The sequence below is a fragment of the Dactylosporangium fulvum genome (genome assembly GCF_025137375.1).
In the GTDB taxonomy this organism is placed as follows: Bacteria; Actinomycetota; Actinomycetes; order Mycobacteriales; family Micromonosporaceae; genus Dactylosporangium; species Dactylosporangium fulvum.
This window is the reverse complement of the sequence record NZ_CP073720.1, coordinates 598,055-616,693: the sequence shown is the minus strand read 5'-3', so window position 1 is coordinate 616,693 and position 18,639 is coordinate 598,055. Positions and strand designations below refer to the sequence as shown.

Below are 18,639 nucleotides of genomic sequence, written 5' to 3'. Positions count from 1 at the left end.
GTTGCGGCCGGTCAGGGGACAGAACTGCACCGAATTTGCACCTAGTTTGGATATGTACGACATGGGGCGATATGAAGTGGGGACCGAGTTGACCACGATCGAGACACACGCCGCCGGCGATCTCACCGTCGACGTCATCTCCAACGAACCGCCGGCACGCGGCCGCAAGAGCCGTCTGGTCTTCGGCGCCGTCGCGCTGGCGGCCGTCGCGGGTGTGGCCGGCTGGCAGGCCCCGCGGGTCGTCGACGAGCTGACCAGGCCGCCGTACCTGGGCGTGGACGCGGCCACGGTCGCCGCCGACCTGGGCTGCGCCGGCTACACGCAGGCAGCCAAGCACACGGACGCCGTCTACACGTACCGCGACCAGGGCACCTGCACCATCAACGGCGTGGTCGTCACGATCACGACCTTCGACAAGGCGACCGACGGCGAGACGTTCGCGGCGGTCATGGAGGCTGTGGTACCGGTGCTGCACCCGACCTGGCGGGGTGCGACCTACGCCGCCGGTGAGGGGTGGAACGTCGCCGACGCCCGGAACCTGACCCCGGAGATCGCCGAGCTGGCCGTCCAGCGTCTGGGCACCGGCGCCACCCACGTCATCCCGCCCGGTGCCGCCGCCTGACCGGCGTCACCACGGACGAGGCCCGGCCCGCGACCGCGGACCGGGCCTCATTGTTCCTCGGCTACTTCACGACCAGGTTGCTCAGCGCCGGTTGGGTCGCCAGGCGGCGCTCCCCGACCCGGAGCTGGACCAGGATCATGTTGTTCGACTGCATGTTGAAGTGCTGGCCCTGGTAGGACGACACGCTCGAGTCGGAGGCCGTCACCTGGAACGTCACCGTGGCCGTGGCACCGGGCGCGATCGGCTGGACCCGGCACCGGCCAGCCCGGTTCCAGAGGGGGTCGCCGGTGCTGCCCGGTATCGGCATGTCGCACTTCGGCGAGGTCACCTTGAACTCCATCTGGTACACGATCGAGGCGTCCGAGATCGTCGTGCTGCCCCCATTGTGCAGCGTCACCGTCATCGTGCCGTTCCGCTGGCCGTTGACCGCCGGTTCGAAGGTGAGGTCGGACAGCGTGGCTGTGAACTTCGGCATGGCGACGTTGAAGGCCGTCGGGCCGTCCGCCTGGTCGAACCGGGTGCCCGTCCAGCCGTAGGTACGCCACTGCACGACCTGCCCGACGACCGCGATGTCATCACTGCCACCCTGGTCACTGACCTGGAGCTCGACGGTGCCGGCGGCACCGGCCCGGACGTCGCGGAACTGGTTGATGCCGCGGGCCACGGTGCCCATCGTCTCGATCGAGCCGTCCGCCGCGCGGCGGAACGCGACGGCCATGTCGGTTGGCGGGTCACCCAGATTGCACCGGAAGATGACAACCGCGTCCGCCGAGCCGTTCTTGTCGAGGTCGACCGTCGCGATCTTGACCACGCGGAGGTCGGCGGTGCCGGCGACCTTGCCGTCGCGGACCGTCACCTTGCCGTGGACGCAGAGCTTGGAGGGCCAGGCGGGGATGTCCAGCGTGCCGTTGGTGATGTCCTGCTCCGTGACCGGTGCGGGCGGCAGTGCGGCCTTGACGGTCTCGGATGGCGCCGCGGACGGCGGCGCGGACGTCTCCGGAGGGGCGCTGTTGCCCGGCGAGCCGGTGATGTTGGGCGGCCCGTTGTGGTGGTTATCGGCCGCGTACACCGCCATGGGCACCCCCACGACCACGAGTGCGAGCGCGCTCACGGCCATGGCGTGCACCCGCTTGCGCCGTGTGGCGGTGGTGCGTGCGGCGGCGGTACCGGCAGGCTGGATCTGGGGCACGGTGTGCTCGCGGTAGTCGTCCACGGCACCGGCCAGCAGGTTGTCGAGGTCGAAGTCGGACATGTCAGTTCCCCTCTCGTGGGTCGGTCAGTTGTGCGGCGACGAGCGCTCGCCCGCGGTGCAGCCAGGACTTGACGGTGCCTTCGGCCACGTCCTCCTCCTCGGCGATCTCCGCGATGCTCAGCTGCGCGATGTAGTGCAGGACGAATGCCTTGCGCAGCACAGGTGGCAGGGTGGCCAGCGCGGCGGTCAGCGCCACCCGGTCCGGGTTCGGCCCGGCCACGTGCTGCTCGCGCTGACGGAGCAGGAACGCCGCGGCGACCCGCCGGCGGCGCCAGCGGCTCGTCGCGAGGTTCCAGGCGACCCTGCGGACCCATGCGGCCGGGTCGTCGTACTTCGCGATCCGGTCCCACCGGGCGACCGCTCTGGTGAACGCCTCCTGGACCAGGTCCTGCGCCTCGGCGAGGTCGCCGACGTACGCGTTGATCTGCAATGTCAGCCCGCGGAAATGGCCTGCGTACAGCTCCTCGAATTCGGTGCGTCCGGCGGTGGGCCCCCGGACGCCGGAGCGGTCGAAACGCACGGTTCGGTCCGGTGCGCCTCTTTCCGTCAATGCGATCACGATGCCTTCCCTGTCAGCAGTGGGGTCACCTTGCGCGTCCCCCGTGCTCACTCCACGCCCCTTGGGACGGCAGGGTTGCGAAGATCTTTTAGCGATCGTCGATGCAATGCGGCTACGGGTACCAGACCCTGTTCGCCGTCACCGAGAGAACCTTGTGTACAGACGTACACATCGAATGTACTTTTGTACACATGACCGCCAGAGCGAAGAGCATGCGCGAGCGCATGCTCGCCGGTGAGCTGTACATCGCCGACGATCCCGAGCTCGCCCGGGACTCGGTGCGCGCACAACGGCTCACGCACCAGATCAACACGATGGACCCGGCCGACCACGAGCGGCGGCGGGCACTGCTGACCGAGCTGCTGGGCGCGTTCGGTGCAGGCAGCGAGATCCGCCCGCCGCTGCAGTGCGACTACGGGTACCAAACCTTCATCGGCGCCCGCAGCTTCGCCAACTGGGGCCTGATCAGCCTCGACGTCGCCACGGTGACGATCGGCGACGACGTGCAGATCGGCCCGAACGTGCAGCTGCTCACGGCCACCCACCCCATCGAGCCCGGCCCGCGGCGGGACAAGTGGGAGGCCGCACAGCCGATCGTCATCGGCGACAACGTCTGGCTCGGCGGCGGTGTCATCGTCTGCCCCGGCGTGACGATCGGCGAAAACACCGTCGTCGGCGCCGGCTCGGTCGTCGTGCGGGACCTTCCGGCCGACGTGGTGGCCGTCGGCTCCCCGGCACGCGTCGTCCGCGAGCTGTGATGCGGCAGCGCCGCCACGATCCGGACCGCAAGGACCGCATCGTGGACGCCGCCATCGAGGTCATCGCCGAGCACGGCGTCGCCGGCACCACCCACCGGCTGATCGCCGCCGCGGCCGACGTGCCGCTCGGCTCACTGACCTATCACTTCAGCAGCCTCGAAGACCTGCGCGCGCAGGCGTTCCAGCGGCACGCGGAGCGCATGTCGGTGACCTACGCCGCGCACTTCGACGGGGTGGCGACCCGCGAGCAGTTCGTCGAGGCCGTCACCGACCTCATCCACGGTGACGCCGGCGCCAATATCCACGACTGGGCGATCGCCTACGAGCTGTACCTGGCCGCCCTGCGCGACCCCGCCCTGCGCGCCGTCACCGAGCGGTGGATGCGCACCAGCCGCGCCGTCCTCGAGCGGTTCGTCGACCCCACCACCGCCCGGGGCGTCGACGCGCTGATCGAGGGCCTCGTCATGCACAAAACCCTTTCCACCTCGCCGGTGCCGCGGGAACAGGTCCGCAGCATCGTCGCCCGCGCCATCGGAGCACCGCAGTGACCACCACCCTCGAAAAAACCGAGCTCGACCTACGGGCAGCCACCCGCGCCACCTACGCCGCGTTCATCTGGGCCGGCGTGGCGATGGCCACTTGGGCGACCCGCATCCCGCAGATCCGCGACGAACTGCGGCTCAGCCCGTCGCAGCTCGGCCTGGTCCTGCTGGCGATCGCCGGTGGCTCGATCACGTCGCTCGTGCTGTCCGGGCACCTGGTGTCGCGGTTCGGTTCGCGGCGCACGGTCACCGCGATGGCCGTCCTGCTCGTGTTCGCACTCAGCGGTGTGGCGCTCGGCTACCACCTCGGCGTCGTGCCGGTGATCGTCGGCCTGTTCCTCTTCGGGTTCGCCAACGGCGCCTGGGACGTGGCGATGAACGTGCAGGGCGCGGTCGTCGAGCAGGGCCTCGGCCGGTCGATCATGCCGCGCTTCCACGCCGGATACAGCGTCGGTACGGTCGGAGGCGCGCTCCTCGGCACGGCGGCGGTCGCACTGCACGTACCGGTGACGCTGCATCTCATCGTGATGGCCATCGCCGCCGGTGCGGCCACTGCGGTCGCGGTGCGGCGGTTCGTCGCCGACGGCCCCTCGGCGGAGCCGTCGACGGAGGGCGGCATGCGCCGGACGCTGCGATTCTGGACCGAGCCGCGCACCCTGCTGGTCGGCGTCTTCGTGCTGGCCTTCGCCTTCGCTGAAGGTACGGGCATCGACTGGATCGCCGTCGCGGTCATCGACGACTACCACGCCCCGGCCGCGGTCGGCACGCTCGCGTTCGCGGTGTTCATGTCGGCGATGACGGTCGGCCGCTGGTTCGGCCCCACGCTGCTGGACCGCTACGGCCGGGTCGCGGTCGTGCGCACGCTGGCGGTCGTCAGCCTGGTCGGACTGCTGCTGTTCGTGTTCGGCCCGTCGACGCCGGTGGCGTTCGCGGGAGCGCTGTTGTGGGGCGCCGGCGCGTCGCTGGGCTTCCCGGTCGGCATGAGTGCCGCCTCCGACGACCCGAAGCTCGCCGCACCCCGGGTCAGTGTGGTGGCATCGATCGGCTACTGCGCGTTCCTCGGCGGCCCGCCGCTGATCGGCTTCCTGGGCGACCACGTGACGGTGGTCCGCGCACTGGCCGCGGTGGCGGTGCTGCTCGGCGTGGCGACCCTCCTGGCCGGCGCCATCAAGCCGTTGCGCCCGACCCCCTAATCCGACAACGCCCGCGATCCGCACCCGCTCCGCCCGAACCGGCAAGCGTGGAGCCTCATGGTTGCCCTGGCGACCATGAGGCTCCACAGCCACCTCCCGGCACGCCACACCGCGTGCACCGCACCCGCTGACCCTCAGCCTGCCCTGCGTCGTCTCCGACATGTCGCTCTGCGGATACTGGTGCCGGCACGGACGCAGGGCAGCGGAGGGAACCCCCAGATGACCGGTGACGACGGCGACGCCAGCCGGCTACGGACCGGCCCCTGGCTGCCCGAGCCGACGGTCCATGGACCGCCGGCCGCGCAAGGCGGCGCGGAGCCAGCCGGCGCAACGCCAATGGACAAAAGCTATCCGGCGTCCGGCGAACAGAGACCTCCGTCGGCCGTGCCCCAACAGATGACCGTCGAGATCACGCCCGTGCCGCCCGTGGACGGCGACGAGGAGCCGCCGCGGCGGGGAGTCTGGTGGGGCGTCGGCGCCGCCGTCGCGATCCTCGCCGTGGTCGTCCTCGTGGTCGCCATGTGTTCGCGGCCGGCCGACCAGCAGGCCCGACGGGACCCCGAGGGCGACGTCGTCCCGGCCGTCGTCCCGACGAGCGGCGAGCCCTCCGCCGATCCCAGCGCCAGTCCCAGCCGGAGCGTCAGCCCGTCGCCGTCCCGGTCGCCGTCACCGTCGCGGCCGGCGAGCCCGGCGGCGTTCCAGACCGTGGAGCTCGAGGCCGAGGCCGCGGAGCTCAACGGGCCGGCCGAGCCCGCGTCGTACGTCGGCGCGTCCGGCGGCCGGATCGTGCACCACCTGGGCCGGCAGGGGCCGGGTGCGAAGAAGTCGGGAACGTTGACCTTCGCCGTCACCGCGCCTCAGGCCGGCACGTACACGCTGACCATGTACGTCGCGCTTGAAGGGCTCGGCGGATCCCGTACCGCCGTCGTCAGTGTGGCGGGCGGAGCCACGACCTCTGTCGACACCTCGGCCGGGCTGGCCTGCTGCTCGCGGGCCACAACCCGGATCGAGCTCGCCAAGGGCCCGAACACGATCACGATCGGCAATCCCGACGACCGGGCGCCCGCGATCGACCGCCTGGTGGTCAGTGCCGCGTGACAAGTTCGGGCGAGCGTGGGAGTGCTCGGGTGGCGCGAACCAGAAGTGGCACAAGGTGTAGGTAGGTTGGTCGCCGTGGCGGACACGGTGGTCGAGATCTACACGGACGGCGCATGCAGTGGCAACCCCGGCCCGGGCGGCTGGGGTGCCCTGCTGCGGTACGGCGCGCGGGAGAAGGAGCTGTGCGGCGGCGAGGCGACGCCGACGACGAACAACCGCATGGAGCTGATGGCGCCGATCAGCGCGCTGGAGGCCCTGACCCGCCCGGCGGTCGTGCACCTGTACACGGACAGCTCGTACGTCAAAAACGGCATCACGGCGTGGATCCCACGCTGGAAGCGCAACGGCTGGCAGACCGCCGGCAAGCAGCCGGTGAAGAACGTGGACCTCTGGCAACGCCTGGAGGCCGCGGTGGCGCGACACCAGGTCGAGTGGCACTGGGTCAAAGGCCACAATGGACATCCGGAGAACGAGCGGGCCGACCGCCTGGCCGCGCAGGGCCTCCGCGAGGCGCTCGCCGCACGCCGCACGACGTGACACCCCCGCCCAACCCGCCCGGCTCGTGGCCTTGCCGCGCGAGCGCGACCGCCTCTCCGGCGGCCCACGAAATCCGAGCCGGTCGGCGTCATCGTCGTTCTCAGCCGAGCTTCTTCGTCAGCGTCTCGAACGCGAGGTCGTCGCGCAGCGGCACGCCGAAGCGCTCGTCGCCGTACGGGAACGGGGACAACTCGCCGGTGCGGACGTAGCCGCGCCGCTCGTACCAGGCGATGAGGTCCTCGCGCTGGACGATGGCGGTCATCCGCAACTCCCCGGCGCCCCACTCGTCGCGGGCGAACCGCTCGGCCTCGGCCAGCACCGCGCGGCCGAGTCCGCCGCGCTGGTGCCCGGGCGCGACGGCGAACATGCCGAAGTATCCGTAGCCGTCGCGGCGCTCCAGCTGGCAGCAGGCCACGGGTGTGCCGCCGGTCTCGGCGACGAGCACCACGCCGGCCGGGGCCTCGACCGCCTCGGCCACCATCGCCGCGTCCGCGCGCTGCCCTCCGAGCAGGTCCGCCTCGGTGGTCCAGCCCTCCCGGCTGTCGTCGCCGCGGTACGCCGACTGGACGAGCGCGACGAGGGCGGGCACATCCGACCTGCGGGCGGGGCGGAACATCAGGTCCATCCGCTCAGTATCCCTTGAGAACACGTAACACACTGGTTACGCTTTACGATGTGGACGACGTCGCGGCCGCCATCGCCGACCCCGTGCGGCGCAGCATCCTGGTGATGCTGCGGGCGGAGCGGATCCCCGCCGGTGAGATCGCCGAGCGCTTCGCGATCAGCCGGCCCGCCGTCAGCCGCCACCTGCGGGTGCTGCGGGAGTGCGGACTGGTGCGCGACACGCTGATCGGCCGGCGCCGCTACTACGAACTCGACACCGCCCCGTTCACCGAGCTGACCGAGTGGCTCGCGCAGTTCACGCAGGTCTCCGGCTGGGAGCACCGGCTCGACGCCCTGGAGACCGAGGTCTACCGCACCCGCCGCGAGCGCCGCCGGCGCGAATCAGCGGTCGAGACGGATGAAGCAGAGGAGCGCACCGCATGACCCGACCGCCTATGGCCCGGTTGTTTCCCACAGCCACCGGCGCCGACCTTGTCCACACCCGCACGTTCCGCGCGCCGATCGAGGACGTCTGGGCCAGCGTCACCGAGTCCGACCGCACGGCCAGGTGGTTCGGCCCGTGGGAGGGTGACGCCGGCCCGGGCCGGACCGTCAAGGTCCAGATGGCCTTCGAGGAGCAGCAGCCCTGGATGGACCTGCACATCGACGCGTGTGAAGCACCCCGCCGGCTGGCCGTGTCGGCCGTCGACGACGCCGGCAAGTGGCGGCTGGAGCTGCTGCTGTCGGAGGCCGACGGCCGCACCGAACTGCGGCTCGTGCACCACCTCGACACGACCGACGGCATCGGCGAGATCGGCCCCGGCTGGGAGTACTACCTGGACATGCTGGTCGCCGCCCGGGACGGCGCGTCACTGCCCGAGTTCGGTGACTACTACCCGGCCATGCAGCCGTATTTCACGGAGCTCGCCATCGACTGAGCGGTCCTCCGCCACCTCTGCAGCCACCTCGGGGACGGCGTTTATCCGCAACGGCTCGGGTACAGCCGCCGTGGACGTCCTGCCGCGACGTTCGCACCCGACGTTTCGACCCCGTGCCGGGCAGTCGATGCGCGGTGCTCCCATGGGGCGATACGGAGGAACGGCGTTGGCCACCGATGTTGTGCCGATCGACCTGACGGTCAGCCCGAGTGGCGGCAAACGCAACGTCCTGGGAGTGCTGGTCGACGTCATCGACTACGACGCCGCCGTCGACCGGGTTGTCGAAGCGGCGGTGCGCAGGCGGCCGTTCATCCTCACGGCGTTGGCCGTGCACGGGGTGATGACCGGGGTCGGCGACCTGAGGCACAACGCCAGGTTGAACGCCTTCGACGTGGTAGCGCCGGACGGGCAGCCGGTGCGGTGGGCGCTGAATCTGCTGCACGCGGCGGGCCTGCGGGACTGGGTGAGCGGGCCGGAGCTGATGCTGCGGGTGCTGTGGCGCGCCGCCGTCGAGGACCTTCCGGTGTACCTCTACGGCTCGACCCAGCGGACCGTGGACCGGCTGGCGGCGGCCCTGACCCTGCTGATACCGGGGCTGCGGATCGCCGGTACGGAACCGTCGAAGTTCCGTGCGGCGCTGCCGGGCGAGGAGGTCGAGATCGCCGGGCGGATCGCCGGTTCGGGGGCGCGGCTGGTCCTGGTCGGACTCGGCTGTCCGCGGCAGGAGTCGTTCGCCCACGCGATGCGGCCGTTCCTGGACATGCCGATTCTGGCCGTCGGTGCGGCCTTCGACTATCACGCCGGCCTCCTGCGTCCCGCGCCGCGGTGGATGCAGCGCGCCGGCCTGGCGTGGCTGTGGCGGCTGGCCGGTGAGCCGCGCCGGCTCGCGCACCGGTACCTCGTCCTCGGCCCTCGCTACCTGCTGCGGCTGGCCGCTCAGGCGTCGCGGCTGTGGACACCGTCCGCACCGGGGCCCGCCGCCCACCGGCCGGCTGAACTTCCGCCGGTCTGAGACGGGAGAACCGGATGTGTGGCATCGCCGGCATGGTGATCGGCGGTAACGAGCACCACGTCGACGAGGACCGGTTGCGTGCCATGTGCCGCGCCCTCGTGCACCGCGGCCCGGACGAGGAAGGCTTCTACGTCAACGGCCCCGTCGGCCTTGCCGTGCGGCGGCTGGCGGTCGTCGACGTCGAGCACGGCCGGCAGCCGGTGCGGTCGGAGGACGGCACCGTGCACGCGGTCTGCAACGGCGAGATCTACAACCATCGACAGTTGCGGCGTGAGCTCGCCCGGCGCGGGCACACGTTCGCGTCCGGCAGTGACGCCGAGGTCATCCCGCACCTGTACGAGGAGTACGGCACCGACTTCGCCCGCCACCTGGAGGGCATGTTCGCGGTCGCGCTGTTCGACGACGCCCGCGGCCGCCTGGTGCTGTGCCGCGACCGGGTGGGCGTGAAGCCGCTGCACTACGCCGAGCGCTCCGGTGGCCTGGTGTTCGGTTCGGAGATCAAGGCGGTGCTGTCCGCGGTCGCCGACCGTACGCCGGACCTGCAGGCGTTCAGCGCGTTCCTGTCGCTGATGTACGTCCCGGCGCCGCGGACGATGTACCGCGAGGTCCGCAAGCTGGAGCCCGGCACGACGCTCGTGTGGCAGGGCGGCACGCACACCGTCCGGCGCTACTGGGCGCTCGCCGACGTGCCGCGGGACGACGACCTGACCGCCGGCGAGGCGGGCGAGCGGTTGCGCGAACTCGTGCTCGACAGCGTCCGCCGGCAGTTGATGGCCGACGTGCCGCTCGGCTGTTTCCTCAGCGGTGGCATGGATTCCGGTACGGTCGTCGCCGCCGCCCGGCGGGTGCGGCCCGACGCCGAGCTCAAGACGTTCTCGGTGGGCTTCGCCGACCGCTCCTACGACGAACGGCGCGAGGCCGCCCTGGTGGCCCGCCGGTTCGGCACCGACCACACCGAGCTCGTCGTCGAGCCGCGCGCCGAGGACCTGCCGGAGGGGCTGCTGCCCGCGTTCGACGAGCCGTTCGCCGACCCGTCGATGGTCCCGACGTACTACCTGTGCCGGCTGGCCCGGGAGCACGTGACGGTGGCGTTGAGCGGTGACGGCGGCGACGAGATCCTGGCCGGATACCCGACGTACCAGGCGGACAAGCTGGCCCGCCACTACCGGCACCTGCCCCGCGCGGTGACCGCCGGGGTCGCACCGGCCCTGCTGCGGTTCCTGCCGCGGTCGAGTGCCCGGGCGAGCTTCGACTTCAAGGCGCGGCGGTTCGTCGCGAACGCGCTGGAGGAGCCCGGCCGCAGCCACTACCTGTGGCGGGTCGTGTTCGGGGAGGGGGCCAAGGCGCGGCTGCTGCGGCCGGAGCTGTTCGCCGAGCTGTCCGACACGTACGACACGCATGAGCCGCACCACCGGGCCGGCGCCGGCTTCGACGAGCTGACCCGGTCGCAGTACACCGACACCCACGTCTACCTGCCGGACGACGTGCTGGCGAAGGTCGACCGGCTGAGCATGGCGCACTCGCTGGAGGTGCGGGTGCCGCTGCTGGACACCGCGCTCGTCGAGTTCGCGTTCGGCCTGCCGGGCCGGCTGAAGTTGCCGGGGCTGCGGCCGAAGTGGCTGCTGCGCCGGGCGATGAGCGGCATCCTGCCGCCGGAGATCGTCGCGATGCGCAAGAAGGGGTTCAATGCCCCGCTGCCGCGGTGGCTGCGGGGTGTGTACCGGCCGCTGGTGCAGGAGTACCTGAGCCGGGAGGTCCTGGAGCGGCAGGGCTACCTCCGGTTCGACGAAGTGCAGGCAATCGTCGATCGACACCTGAGCGGCCAGGCGGAACACGCACGGGAGATCTGGATCCTGCTGCTGTTCACGATGTGGGCCGAGCAGGAGAAGGCGTACTGCTGGTGATTTACGAGATCCTGAACTACTGGATTCTGCTCGTGACGCTGTTCCTGGCGTTGCTGCCCGCCGTCGTGCTCACGTCGTCGTTCTCCCAGCCGGCCCGGGCGTGGGCCTGCCGGCTGGCCTTTGTCGTCACGGTGGGGCTGATCGTCGCGCCGTGGGTCTGGTTGCATCTCGGGCACGACGTGCCGGCGCGGGCGGCGCTGATCCTGGTGACGGCGGCGTTCGCGAGTGGGATCGTGCTCAGCGCCGCCACCGCCGGGATCGTGGAGGACAACGCGCCGCCGTCGGCGGAGGTGCAGCGGGATGTGCTCGCCTACCACAGTGCGGTGGCGGTGCGGCTGCGCCCGACACCGCGTGGCAAGCGGCTGTTCGACGTCACCGGCGCGCTGCTCGGTCTCGCGCTCACCCTGCCGCTGTGGCCGATCATCGGGCTGCTCATCTGGTTCGAGGAGCCGGGGCCGGTGTTCTTCACGAAGAACTCGGTGGGCCGTGGCGGTGTCACGTTCCGGCAGTTCAAGTTCCGCAGCATGGAGTACGGCGCCGAGCGGCTCACCGGGCCGGTGGCCTCGCCCGCGGGGGATCCGCGCACGCTCCGGGTCGGTCGGTGGCTGCGCCGCTGGCACCTCGACGAGCTGCCCGAACTGATCAATGTCCTGGGCGGCACGATGAGCCTGGTCGGTCCGCGGCCGCTGCGGACCGTGCTGGTGCGCACCCACCTGCAGACGGTGCCCGGATACGCCGAGCGCCACACGGTACGGCCGGGGATCGCGTGCATCGCGCAGATCGAGAAGTTCCACATGGCGCCGCAGGAGCGGCTCGAAAAGGACCTCGCCTACATCGAGCACCAGAGCGTGCGCCTCGACCTGCGACTGCTCACCCGTGCGGCGCTCACCACGGTTCGCAGTGAGCGCCGCTATGACGAGACGCTGCCCGCTCCCGTCGTCCCCACCGTGCCCGCACCGGCGCAGGCACCGGAGCCGCAGGATCAGGAGCTGGTCGAGCCGGCGGGCCGCACGGAGGTCAGCCGGTCTCCGCGCGACGGACCCGGAGCAGGCCCGGCACCGCCGGCAGCGCGGCCCACAGCGGGGTCGAGGTGAGGAACCTCGCCCACTCCGCTCCGGACCGGTCAGGCGACGAGGATGGCGTCGAGGCCGCGCTCGAACAGCTCGTCGTCGCTCCACCGGGCGTCGTCGAGATGGCCCGAGGCGTTGAGGGTCGGATAGGCGGCCGGACTCGCCGTGATGTGTCGCCGGGCCTCCGCCCGCTCCCGCGGGTCCGCCGTCTGGCGCCAGGTGGCCTCGGTGAGCGCGGCGCCGATCACGTAGTTGGCGATGACGCGGGTCGCCACCGCCAGCTGGAGGCCGTCAAGGCCGCCGCGGACCAGTGCCGACTGCAGGAACTCGGTGCGCGCTAGCACGTTGGGGCCGAGCATCGGGCGCCCGATCAGCCTTGCCGCCCAGGAGTGGCGGAGGATGGCCTCGCGCCAGTCCCGGGCCAAAGTGCGCACGTCGTCCCGCCAGTCCTTCGAGCCGTCGGGGATGCGCACGTCGCCGAAGATCTGGTCGACGGCCAGGTCGAGGACGTCGTCCTTGGTCTGCACGTGCCAGTAGAGCGCGGTCGAGGTGACGTCGAGCTGCTGGGCGAGCCGGCGCATCGTCAGCCCCTCGATGCCGTGCGCGTCGAGCAGGGCCACCGCGGCGTCGACGATGCGCTCCCGGCTCAGCGGGGGCGTGCGACGCGGACGGTCGGGTGTCTCCCGGAGCCATACTGTCACCCTCCCCACTCTAGTACAGTAGTCAGGTGACTTAACGCTGTTAAGTCACCTGACCATCGTTAACTTCCGCGTGCGGAGGGAAGTGCCGACCATGCCCCTGATGCGGATACAACTGGACACCGACCGCACCATCGCCCGCCGGGTCCTGGACCTCCACCGGGCGGGCAAGGTCCATCGCGACTCCCTGGACGCCGCCCGCGACGAGGTCTGGCGCCGCGGGCGCACCCCGGCCGGCGAGCCGGTCTTCGTCGGCGTCACCAACGGCGACCCGATCCGCCTGCTGTACGACGTGGAGGTCTATCTCGACACGACGCCCTGAGCTGCCGCTCCTGCTGACCCGACCGCTAAGCTCACCCGCGGTAGGCCGTAGTGCAGAGGTCGTCACACCACCTTGCGAAGATGGAAGACGCCGGTTCGAATCCGGTCGGCCTACCGCCTCAGCCCCACCGCGGAGGTCCCCAGTGCTCACCGTCCTGCGCCGTGACCTTCCGCAGTGGCAGCGGATCCGCGCCGAAGCTCTGCCGATGCACGCGGTCGAGGCGGCCGCGACGGCAAGAGCGGCCGGGGACTGGCGGCGCGCGGCGGAGATCGCCCGCACCGACGTCGACGTCGACCTCGACGACGTCCGCCGCCGGTTCGGGGACCGGGCGGCACTCGCCGTCGAGGACGACCTCCGGCACCTCTGCCTCGACCTGTTGTGGTGGCACCTGCCCCGCCACCAGGGCGGCATGACGACCCTGCAGGCGCGGGTGAGTGCGATCCTCGCGCCGGCGGCAGGAGCCGACAGCGCGCCGCTGGTGAAGGTACGGCTGCCGAAATCGCCGACCGGGCCGCAGCGGCTCCAGGTCAGCGTCACGACGATGGCCGAGCTGGCGGACGAGCGTTGGTACGTCGCCCCGAGGTACACCTGGGACGTCCGCGAGGCGAAGACCCTACGGGCGGCGTGGGGTGGCTCGGACGAGCGGATGCCGCTGCTCACCCGCGACGGCCGGCCGCTGCCGCCGGAGCAGCTCGGCGTCGGTGACGACCGGGCGGCGGCGACCGAGCGGCTGTACCGGCAGCTCGCGGAAGGCGACCTCATCGGCGCCTGGCAGGCATGCGGGGTCGATGTCAGCGACGTCGAAACCGAGTCCCTGCAACGGAAAGCGGCCTCACCGACCTGCCCGATCGGCGTCGCCGACCAGGCGCGGGCGGCCGCCCGCGCGTTCGGCGTCGAGCAGGTCAACACGCTGTACGGCGCCACGCTCGACCTCACCGTCGACGGCATGACGGCGAAGGCGGCGGATCTCAGCGAATACCTCGAGGTGCCCGTGCGGGTCGCGACCGCGCCGGTGCCGATCGACCTGGTGCTCATCGCGGCAGGCCGGCAACGCCCGGCGGACCTGCACCCGCTGATGCGGGAGGCACTGTTCCCCGGTGTGGCCTTCCCGTCCGCGCCGGTCGTGTCACGGCCGCGCGCCGAGGCCCGGCCGGCCCGCGTGCGCTGCCAGGGCGTCTGGCACAGGGTGGGTGTCGTCGACGGGGCGCTGCGGCTGCACGACCACGACGACACGGAGCAGCTGCGGGAGCGGGCACTGCGGTCGTTGGGCGGGCAGAGTTCCGGCTGTTTCGCCGTCCAACAGGGATGGACGACCGGGGCGGCGCGCGTGCCGTGGGCGTTGGAGGCCCAGCGGCGCGCGATCTCGCACCGGATGCTGCACGGCGACATCGACTGGCTGCTCGACGGCCTCGACCGCGGGGCGATCGACCCGCAGATGCGCGACTACCACGGCTGGTCGCTGCTGCACATGGCGATGTGGGTCGACGTCGAGAAGGTGTTGCCGGTGCTGCTGGACGCCGGGCTGCCGGTGGACACGCGGGACCGGGCCGGGCGGACCCCGCTGTACCTGGCGGTCATGAACGGCGGTTCGCCCGAGCTGATGCGCAGACTCCTCGCCGCGGGCGCCGATCCGCGCGCCGAGACGCTGCACGGCGCATACCCGAGCTACGTCGCCCGGAGCCGCAACGGCTGGCAGAACCTCGACTTCCTGGCCAAGCTCTAGGCACCGGTCCGGCCGCGGACCAGGGGAAGCTTCGGCGTCGTGAAGGTCCTGGCGCACGGGCGGACCGGCACGACGTACCCGGGGCTGCCGTGGGAGCCCAAGGCCGCGTTCCACGCCCTGGCCGAGTACGGACGCGCCAGAGCGGCTCGTCTACCCTCTGCCGATGGCAGATGAGCAGAAGGTCGTCGACGTCAGTGCCGACCCGGTCCTGAACCTCCTGGTCGGGCTGGTGCAGCGGCACGCGGGCTTCCAGCTCGCGATCACGCTGAACGTCCAGGGGCTGGTCGTCACGGGTCTGCTCGTCAGCCGCGTCACCTGGGCGGCGGAGATGACGAGGGCGCTCGAACCCGCCGGTGAGGCGGCCGCGTCGATCGGTCGCGGGATCCACTCGACCTTCCTGGACGCCGACCTCGAGGAGCCGGCGGACGAGGTCTCCTACCACTACGTGCACCTGATCAGGGCGTCCATGTTCGTCGGCAACGTGCTGGTGCCGGCCGACCACTCGCTGACCTGGCGGGGCCGCATCTCGGAGGTCTCGTCGTGGTCGATGGGCAGCATCGGCTGATTCCCGTCTACCGCAGGCCGGCGCGGCGGGAGCGTTCGGCGGCCTCGGCCCGGTCCAGCCGGTCCAGCCCGTCCAGGCTCGCCTTCTTGGCGGGTTCCAGGCCGCGAACGGCGTCGTGGAGCCGCCGCCGGATCCGCGTGCCGAGGTCGTCGAGCCACGCGGTCTCCGGGTGCGCGTTGAGGCCGGCGTCCCGGTTGTCCGGCGGCGGCCACACCGCGCCGGCGTCATGACGCCACCAGGCCCACGGCGGCGGTGGTTCCAGGGTTGGTACGGCCTGAGCCTCCGGCCCCAGCCGGATGAGCTCGGCGAGCAGCCCCGCGAACGCCCCGGCGTCGAGCACCGGCTGGACCCCGTCGGGTTCGACGGCGGCCTCGGCGTTGGCGGCGTAGGGTCCGAGCGGATGCGGCCCGGCAAGCGGCTCTGGGCAGGGAAACCCGGCGAGCCAGAGATGCCGCTGCGCAGCGGTGCAGGCGACAAGCCGCTCCTGCGGTTCCCGCATTTTGACGACGACGTCCCGCCCGTCGGCGAGCCGGACGCGCTGCACCACGGAGAGATGCCCTCCGACGGACACTGTCTCGGCCACGGGACTCCCGAGCCACCGCAGGCACCACCCGCTGACATCCACCGGCGTCACCCGCCGACGTAACCGACATGGGGTGAGCCGGTGGCCAGGCGCACGGTGGGTGGGTCTACGTCAGGCGTTCTGCGGCTCGACGACAAACGGCTCCAGCGCACCGCGCAGCAGGTCGTCGTCGTTCTTGTCGAGGGCCTCGCCGGTCCACGGCTGGTGCAGCTCGACGGTCTCGCCGCTGTGCAGCGTGATCGCCACCCGCACCGGCACCAGCTTGAGGATCGTGGCGGCGGCGATGTCCTCGAACGCGAGGAACCGGTGCTGCCGCGCCAGCTCCTCGACCGGCGCGGAGCGCAGCACGGTGATGAGTCGCTGCTTGCCGTCGTCGGTCTTCTTCGGCCCGGGCACGAGCAGCAGGCCGTTGCTGAGGATGAACACGTCGAAGTGCTGCTTGCCGGACTTCATGTTCGCGATCCCGCCCAGCACCTCGGCGCCGGTGGCGGTCGCGCCGGCCGACTGCTGGCGCACCGCCGCGACGTTGATGCCGAGCCCGGCGAGTCGCTGCCGGGCCTCGGCGACCGTCGCCGGGTCGACCGCGAGCCGGGCGACCTCACCGATCGGGATGGGGCTGCCGTCCGCCTTGGCGAAGTCCGCGCCACTGCTCCAGGAGTGCCGCCAGCTGCCGATGCCCTCGGCGCGAGCGGCGATCGCGACGGCCCCGCCGATCTCCGCGGCGAGCGCCGGCAGCAGCTCGTCGGCGTCGGCGTGGGGTGCGACCGCACGGGCCAGGTCGGCGGCGCGGCCCTGCTCCACCAGGCTCAGCACCAGGCCGAGGTCGCCCTGCGGCGCGCCGCCGAGCCGGGCCGCGGCGCGGAACAGCACGTCGATGTCGCGCTGCGCGTTGGCCGCGATGGCGGTGTCGGTGAGCTCGTCCCACGGCAGCAGCGTGCGGCCCTCGATCGCAAGCGCCTCGTGCTGCAGCCGCGCGGCCAGCTCGGCCGCGTTGTTCAGCAGCACGGTGGCCGGCCGGTCGTCGACGGCGGCGCCGGACTCGGGCATGCCCGACATCGCCGCGATCCGGTCGGCGATCGGCGGGTGCGAGTCCCAGCGCGACTTCTCGCTCGGCGGCGCCTCGGTGCGCAGCCGGGCCAGTTCTTCGGCCCGGCCGCGCAGCAGCTCGCCGAACCCGCCGAACACGTCGCGCGGCGCCAGCTTGGCGTCCCAGCCGATGGTGACGTACTGGTTGACGAAGAAGTCCCACGCCGAGTCGATGACGGGGATGTCCCGCATGGAGCTGATCGCCGCCGCCCGCCCGGCGACACGCACCGAGAACTCGTCGGCCTCGTATTCCATGCGGCGGCTGACGGCCTGCTCGACGAGGATGTAGATCCGCGCGTAGAGCCGGAAGATGCGACCGACCAGTGTGGACGGTCCGATCTGGACGATCGTCTGCACGATGGCCATCCGGCCCCGGTGGGCGAGTGCCCCGATGCGGGTGTGGCTGCCGGAGTAGTGGCCGAGCTCGTGGGCGAGGACGGAGCGCAGCTGCGCGACGGAGAACGCCTGGATCAGCGGCATCCCGACGTACATGATGCGCCGCCCGCCGGCGAGACCCATGAACCTCGTCTGTTCGGCCACGGCGGCGTTCACGTCGGGGACCAGCCGGATCTCGTCGGGCGCCCTGGTGCCGACCTGGTGCGCCAGGTCGTGCGCGGTGTCCCACAGCTCACGCGCCTCGTGCGGCGCCAGCAGCAACCCGCCCGGCTCCTCGGGCTTGGCCCGCAGGATCTTCCAGAAGGCGACGACGAGACCGATCGCGACGGCGATGGTGAGGTAGCTGAGCTTGCCGGCGGCCGCGCCCGGATGCTCGCGCCACAGCCAGACCGTCAGCCACCCGAGCCCGCCGATGAGCCCGACGGCCAGGAGATAAAACCCGGCGAGCAGCCCGACCGAGAGGGCCGCGCGGATGGTGGTCTTCATGTGTGCCATTCCCTCGTGAGGTGTGAACGGCGATGATTATGCGCTGATCAGCGGCCTGTGTCTCCCCCGATTAGGCTCAACGTCCGATCGGCGTGGCCATGCTCGTGGTCAACCTGGTGGACGCCCTGCGCCACCCGGACCGCTGGAGCGGCTTTGTGGCCATGCTGTCGGTGGTCGCGCTGGTGACCGGCGTGATGTCCCTGGTGTTCCACGCCCTCCGGCAGAAGCGCCGGTGACCCCTCAGGGCTGTCGCTTGTCCTCCACGTGCAGCTCGCGCATGCGACGAATCTCCGTGTCGCCCGGGCTCACCAGGCCGGTCTCGTAGGCCAGCACCACCGCCTGGGCCCGGTCCCGCAGCTCCAGCTTGGCGAAGATCCGCGCCACGTGGGTCTTCACGGTCGCCTACATCGTCCCGCGCACCGCCGACGCGGCCCTGGTCAGCATCCCGGCGGCCGTGCTGGACGTGTGGCACGCACCGACCCTGGTGCTGCTGGCCGCCGCGGGTGTGCTGATCGCCCTCGTCGGCGCACTGGTCCCGGCCCGGCGCGCGGCGCGGCTGCGGATCGCCGAGGTGCTCCACAACGAGTGAGCCCGCCGGGCTTGCCGTTGCACCGCATCCCCCGTAGGAATGCGGTGCGACGTTGTCGAAGGAGCGTCGCATCGACGCCGGGCGTTACCCGGTGGCACAATCC

General features: G+C 71.6%; 22 protein-coding genes, 1 tRNA gene and 1 pseudogene. 17 read left to right on the top strand and 7 right to left on the bottom strand.

Annotated elements, in window-relative coordinates; all coding sequences use genetic code 11:
* Positions 1 to 76: 76 nt before the first annotated feature.
* The gene (locus Dfulv_RS02895; RefSeq protein WP_259861051.1) at positions 77 to 622 is read left to right on the top strand and encodes a hypothetical protein; all 546 of its coding nucleotides are present in this window, start codon (positions 77 to 79) and stop codon (positions 620 to 622) included.
* A 61-nt stretch (positions 623 to 683) separates the two neighbouring features.
* Here Dfulv_RS02895 and Dfulv_RS02890 read toward each other — a convergent pair whose 3' ends face one another.
* Positions 684 to 1,874: a hypothetical protein gene (locus Dfulv_RS02890; protein WP_259861050.1), complete on the bottom strand. Its 1,191-nt coding sequence runs from the start codon at positions 1,872 to 1,874 to the stop codon at positions 684 to 686.
* 1 nt (position 1,875) lies between these two features.
* Positions 1,876 to 2,394, bottom strand: coding sequence for an RNA polymerase sigma factor (locus Dfulv_RS02885; protein WP_259861049.1), 519 nt, complete (start codon positions 2,392 to 2,394; stop codon positions 1,876 to 1,878).
* A gap of 230 nt (positions 2,395 to 2,624) precedes the next feature.
* Here Dfulv_RS02885 and Dfulv_RS02880 point away from each other — a divergent pair, with 230 nt between their 5' ends.
* The 5 genes from Dfulv_RS02880 (at position 2,625) to rnhA (ending at position 6,561) form a co-directional block, all read left to right on the top strand.
* On the top strand, positions 2,625 to 3,191 hold the full coding sequence (locus tag Dfulv_RS02880; RefSeq protein ID WP_259861048.1) for a sugar O-acetyltransferase: 567 nt from the start codon (positions 2,625 to 2,627) through the stop codon (positions 3,189 to 3,191).
* On the top strand, positions 3,191 to 3,739 hold the full coding sequence (locus Dfulv_RS02875) for a TetR/AcrR family transcriptional regulator (protein ID WP_259861047.1): 549 nt from the start codon (positions 3,191 to 3,193) through the stop codon (positions 3,737 to 3,739). The genes Dfulv_RS02880 and Dfulv_RS02875 overlap by 1 nt, the downstream gene beginning before the upstream one ends.
* The gene (locus tag Dfulv_RS02870; protein ID WP_259861046.1) at positions 3,736 to 4,926 is read left to right on the top strand and encodes an MFS transporter; all 1,191 of its coding nucleotides are present in this window, start codon (positions 3,736 to 3,738) and stop codon (positions 4,924 to 4,926) included. The genes Dfulv_RS02875 and Dfulv_RS02870 overlap by 4 nt, the downstream gene beginning before the upstream one ends.
* Before the next feature lie 396 nt (positions 4,927 to 5,322).
* A complete protein-coding gene (locus Dfulv_RS02865) occupies positions 5,323 to 6,024 on the top strand; it encodes a carbohydrate-binding protein (RefSeq protein ID WP_259861045.1) in 702 nt (233 codons plus the stop codon).
* A 75-nt stretch (positions 6,025 to 6,099) separates the two neighbouring features.
* A complete protein-coding gene (rnhA, locus tag Dfulv_RS02860) occupies positions 6,100 to 6,561 on the top strand; it encodes a ribonuclease HI (RefSeq protein ID WP_259861044.1) in 462 nt (153 codons plus the stop codon).
* Between the two features lie 100 nt (positions 6,562 to 6,661).
* Here the strand turns inward: rnhA and Dfulv_RS02855 are convergent, their stop codons facing one another.
* The gene (locus Dfulv_RS02855; RefSeq protein WP_259861043.1) at positions 6,662 to 7,186 is read right to left on the bottom strand and encodes a GNAT family N-acetyltransferase; all 525 of its coding nucleotides are present in this window, start codon (positions 7,184 to 7,186) and stop codon (positions 6,662 to 6,664) included.
* A gap of 50 nt (positions 7,187 to 7,236) precedes the next feature.
* Here Dfulv_RS02855 and Dfulv_RS02850 point away from each other — a divergent pair, with 50 nt between their 5' ends.
* The 5 genes from Dfulv_RS02850 to Dfulv_RS02830 all read left to right on the top strand — a co-directional run bounded on the left by Dfulv_RS02850 (position 7,237) and on the right by Dfulv_RS02830 (position 12,112).
* The gene (locus tag Dfulv_RS02850) at positions 7,237 to 7,608 is read left to right on the top strand and encodes a metalloregulator ArsR/SmtB family transcription factor (protein ID WP_259861041.1); all 372 of its coding nucleotides are present in this window, start codon (positions 7,237 to 7,239) and stop codon (positions 7,606 to 7,608) included.
* Positions 7,605 to 8,102, top strand: coding sequence for an SRPBCC family protein (locus tag Dfulv_RS02845; protein ID WP_259861040.1), 498 nt, complete (start codon positions 7,605 to 7,607; stop codon positions 8,100 to 8,102). The genes Dfulv_RS02850 and Dfulv_RS02845 overlap by 4 nt, the downstream gene beginning before the upstream one ends.
* Before the next feature lie 166 nt (positions 8,103 to 8,268).
* Positions 8,269 to 9,114, top strand: a complete 846-nt coding sequence (locus Dfulv_RS02840; protein ID WP_259861039.1) for a WecB/TagA/CpsF family glycosyltransferase — start codon at positions 8,269 to 8,271, stop codon at positions 9,112 to 9,114.
* Between the two features lie 14 nt (positions 9,115 to 9,128).
* On the top strand, positions 9,129 to 11,018 hold the full coding sequence (gene asnB, locus Dfulv_RS02835) for an asparagine synthase (glutamine-hydrolyzing) (RefSeq protein WP_259861038.1): 1,890 nt from the start codon (positions 9,129 to 9,131) through the stop codon (positions 11,016 to 11,018).
* A complete protein-coding gene (locus tag Dfulv_RS02830; protein WP_259861037.1) occupies positions 11,015 to 12,112 on the top strand; it encodes a sugar transferase in 1,098 nt (365 codons plus the stop codon). Before asnB ends, Dfulv_RS02830 begins: the two co-directional genes overlap by 4 nt.
* 29 nt (positions 12,113 to 12,141) lie before the next feature.
* On the opposite strand, the gene Dfulv_RS02825 is transcribed toward Dfulv_RS02830, so the two are convergent.
* Positions 12,142 to 12,789, bottom strand: coding sequence for a TetR/AcrR family transcriptional regulator C-terminal domain-containing protein (locus Dfulv_RS02825; protein WP_259861036.1), 648 nt, complete (start codon positions 12,787 to 12,789; stop codon positions 12,142 to 12,144).
* 100 nt (positions 12,790 to 12,889) lie between these two features.
* Here Dfulv_RS02825 and Dfulv_RS02820 point away from each other — a divergent pair, with 100 nt between their 5' ends.
* The 4 genes from Dfulv_RS02820 (at position 12,890) to Dfulv_RS02805 (ending at position 15,396) form a co-directional block, all read left to right on the top strand.
* Positions 12,890 to 13,108 carry a hypothetical protein gene (locus Dfulv_RS02820; protein WP_259861035.1) on the top strand — a complete coding sequence of 73 codons (219 nt, stop codon included), beginning with the start codon at positions 12,890 to 12,892 and terminating at the stop codon, positions 13,106 to 13,108.
* Positions 13,109 to 13,149: 41 nt separating this feature from the next.
* Positions 13,150 to 13,222, top strand: a tRNA-Arg gene (locus tag Dfulv_RS02815).
* 28 nt (positions 13,223 to 13,250) lie between these two features.
* Complete coding sequence (locus Dfulv_RS02810) at positions 13,251 to 14,831, top strand: ankyrin repeat domain-containing protein (protein WP_259861033.1); 1,581 nt, start codon at positions 13,251 to 13,253, stop codon at positions 14,829 to 14,831.
* A 163-nt stretch (positions 14,832 to 14,994) separates the two neighbouring features.
* The gene (locus tag Dfulv_RS02805; RefSeq protein WP_259861032.1) at positions 14,995 to 15,396 is read left to right on the top strand and encodes a hypothetical protein; all 402 of its coding nucleotides are present in this window, start codon (positions 14,995 to 14,997) and stop codon (positions 15,394 to 15,396) included.
* A 7-nt stretch (positions 15,397 to 15,403) separates the two neighbouring features.
* Here Dfulv_RS02805 and Dfulv_RS02800 read toward each other — a convergent pair whose 3' ends face one another.
* Both Dfulv_RS02800 and Dfulv_RS02795 read right to left on the bottom strand, forming a co-directional pair.
* On the bottom strand, positions 15,404 to 15,979 hold the full coding sequence (locus tag Dfulv_RS02800; RefSeq protein WP_259861030.1) for a hypothetical protein: 576 nt from the start codon (positions 15,977 to 15,979) through the stop codon (positions 15,404 to 15,406).
* Between the two features lie 111 nt (positions 15,980 to 16,090).
* On the bottom strand, positions 16,091 to 17,947 hold the full coding sequence (locus Dfulv_RS02795; protein ID WP_259861029.1) for a M48 family metallopeptidase: 1,857 nt from the start codon (positions 17,945 to 17,947) through the stop codon (positions 16,091 to 16,093).
* Between the two features lie 92 nt (positions 17,948 to 18,039).
* Between Dfulv_RS02795 and Dfulv_RS02790 the strand changes: the two genes are divergently transcribed.
* The gene (locus Dfulv_RS02790; RefSeq protein ID WP_259861028.1) at positions 18,040 to 18,183 is read left to right on the top strand and encodes a hypothetical protein; all 144 of its coding nucleotides are present in this window, start codon (positions 18,040 to 18,042) and stop codon (positions 18,181 to 18,183) included.
* Between the two features lie 4 nt (positions 18,184 to 18,187).
* On the opposite strand, the pseudogene Dfulv_RS02785 reads toward Dfulv_RS02790, so the two are convergent.
* Positions 18,188 to 18,349 (bottom strand): annotated as a pseudogene (locus Dfulv_RS02785) (LuxR C-terminal-related transcriptional regulator); the annotation flags it as partial.
* Between Dfulv_RS02785 and Dfulv_RS02780 the strand changes: the two are divergent.
* Complete coding sequence (locus Dfulv_RS02780; protein ID WP_259861027.1) at positions 18,312 to 18,536, top strand: hypothetical protein; 225 nt, start codon at positions 18,312 to 18,314, stop codon at positions 18,534 to 18,536. The pseudogene Dfulv_RS02785 and the gene Dfulv_RS02780 overlap by 38 nt on opposite strands.
* Positions 18,537 to 18,639: the final 103 nt, after the last annotated feature.

What these genes read in the sequence shown, in the direction of transcription:
- Dfulv_RS02890 (WP_259861050.1), bottom strand. Translation starts at nt 1,874, where the DNA reads ATGTCCGACTTCGACCTCGACAACCTGCTGGCCGGTGCCGTGGACGAC.
- Dfulv_RS02880 (WP_259861048.1), top strand. Translation starts at nt 2,625, where the DNA reads ATGACCGCCAGAGCGAAGAGCATGCGCGAGCGCATGCTCGCCGGTGAG.
- Dfulv_RS02875 (WP_259861047.1), top strand. Translation starts at nt 3,191, where the DNA reads ATGCGGCAGCGCCGCCACGATCCGGACCGCAAGGACCGCATCGTGGAC.
- Dfulv_RS02865 (WP_259861045.1), top strand. Translation starts at nt 5,323, where the DNA reads ATGACCGTCGAGATCACGCCCGTGCCGCCCGTGGACGGCGACGAGGAG.
- Dfulv_RS02855 (WP_259861043.1), bottom strand. Translation starts at nt 7,186, where the DNA reads ATGGACCTGATGTTCCGCCCCGCCCGCAGGTCGGATGTGCCCGCCCTC.
- Dfulv_RS02845 (WP_259861040.1), top strand. Translation starts at nt 7,605, where the DNA reads ATGACCCGACCGCCTATGGCCCGGTTGTTTCCCACAGCCACCGGCGCC.
- asnB (WP_259861038.1), top strand. Translation starts at nt 9,129, where the DNA reads ATGTGTGGCATCGCCGGCATGGTGATCGGCGGTAACGAGCACCACGTC.
- Dfulv_RS02820 (WP_259861035.1), top strand. Translation starts at nt 12,890, where the DNA reads ATGCGGATACAACTGGACACCGACCGCACCATCGCCCGCCGGGTCCTG.
- Dfulv_RS02805 (WP_259861032.1), top strand. Translation starts at nt 14,995, where the DNA reads ATGGCAGATGAGCAGAAGGTCGTCGACGTCAGTGCCGACCCGGTCCTG.
- Dfulv_RS02795 (WP_259861029.1), bottom strand. Translation starts at nt 17,947, where the DNA reads ATGAAGACCACCATCCGCGCGGCCCTCTCGGTCGGGCTGCTCGCCGGG.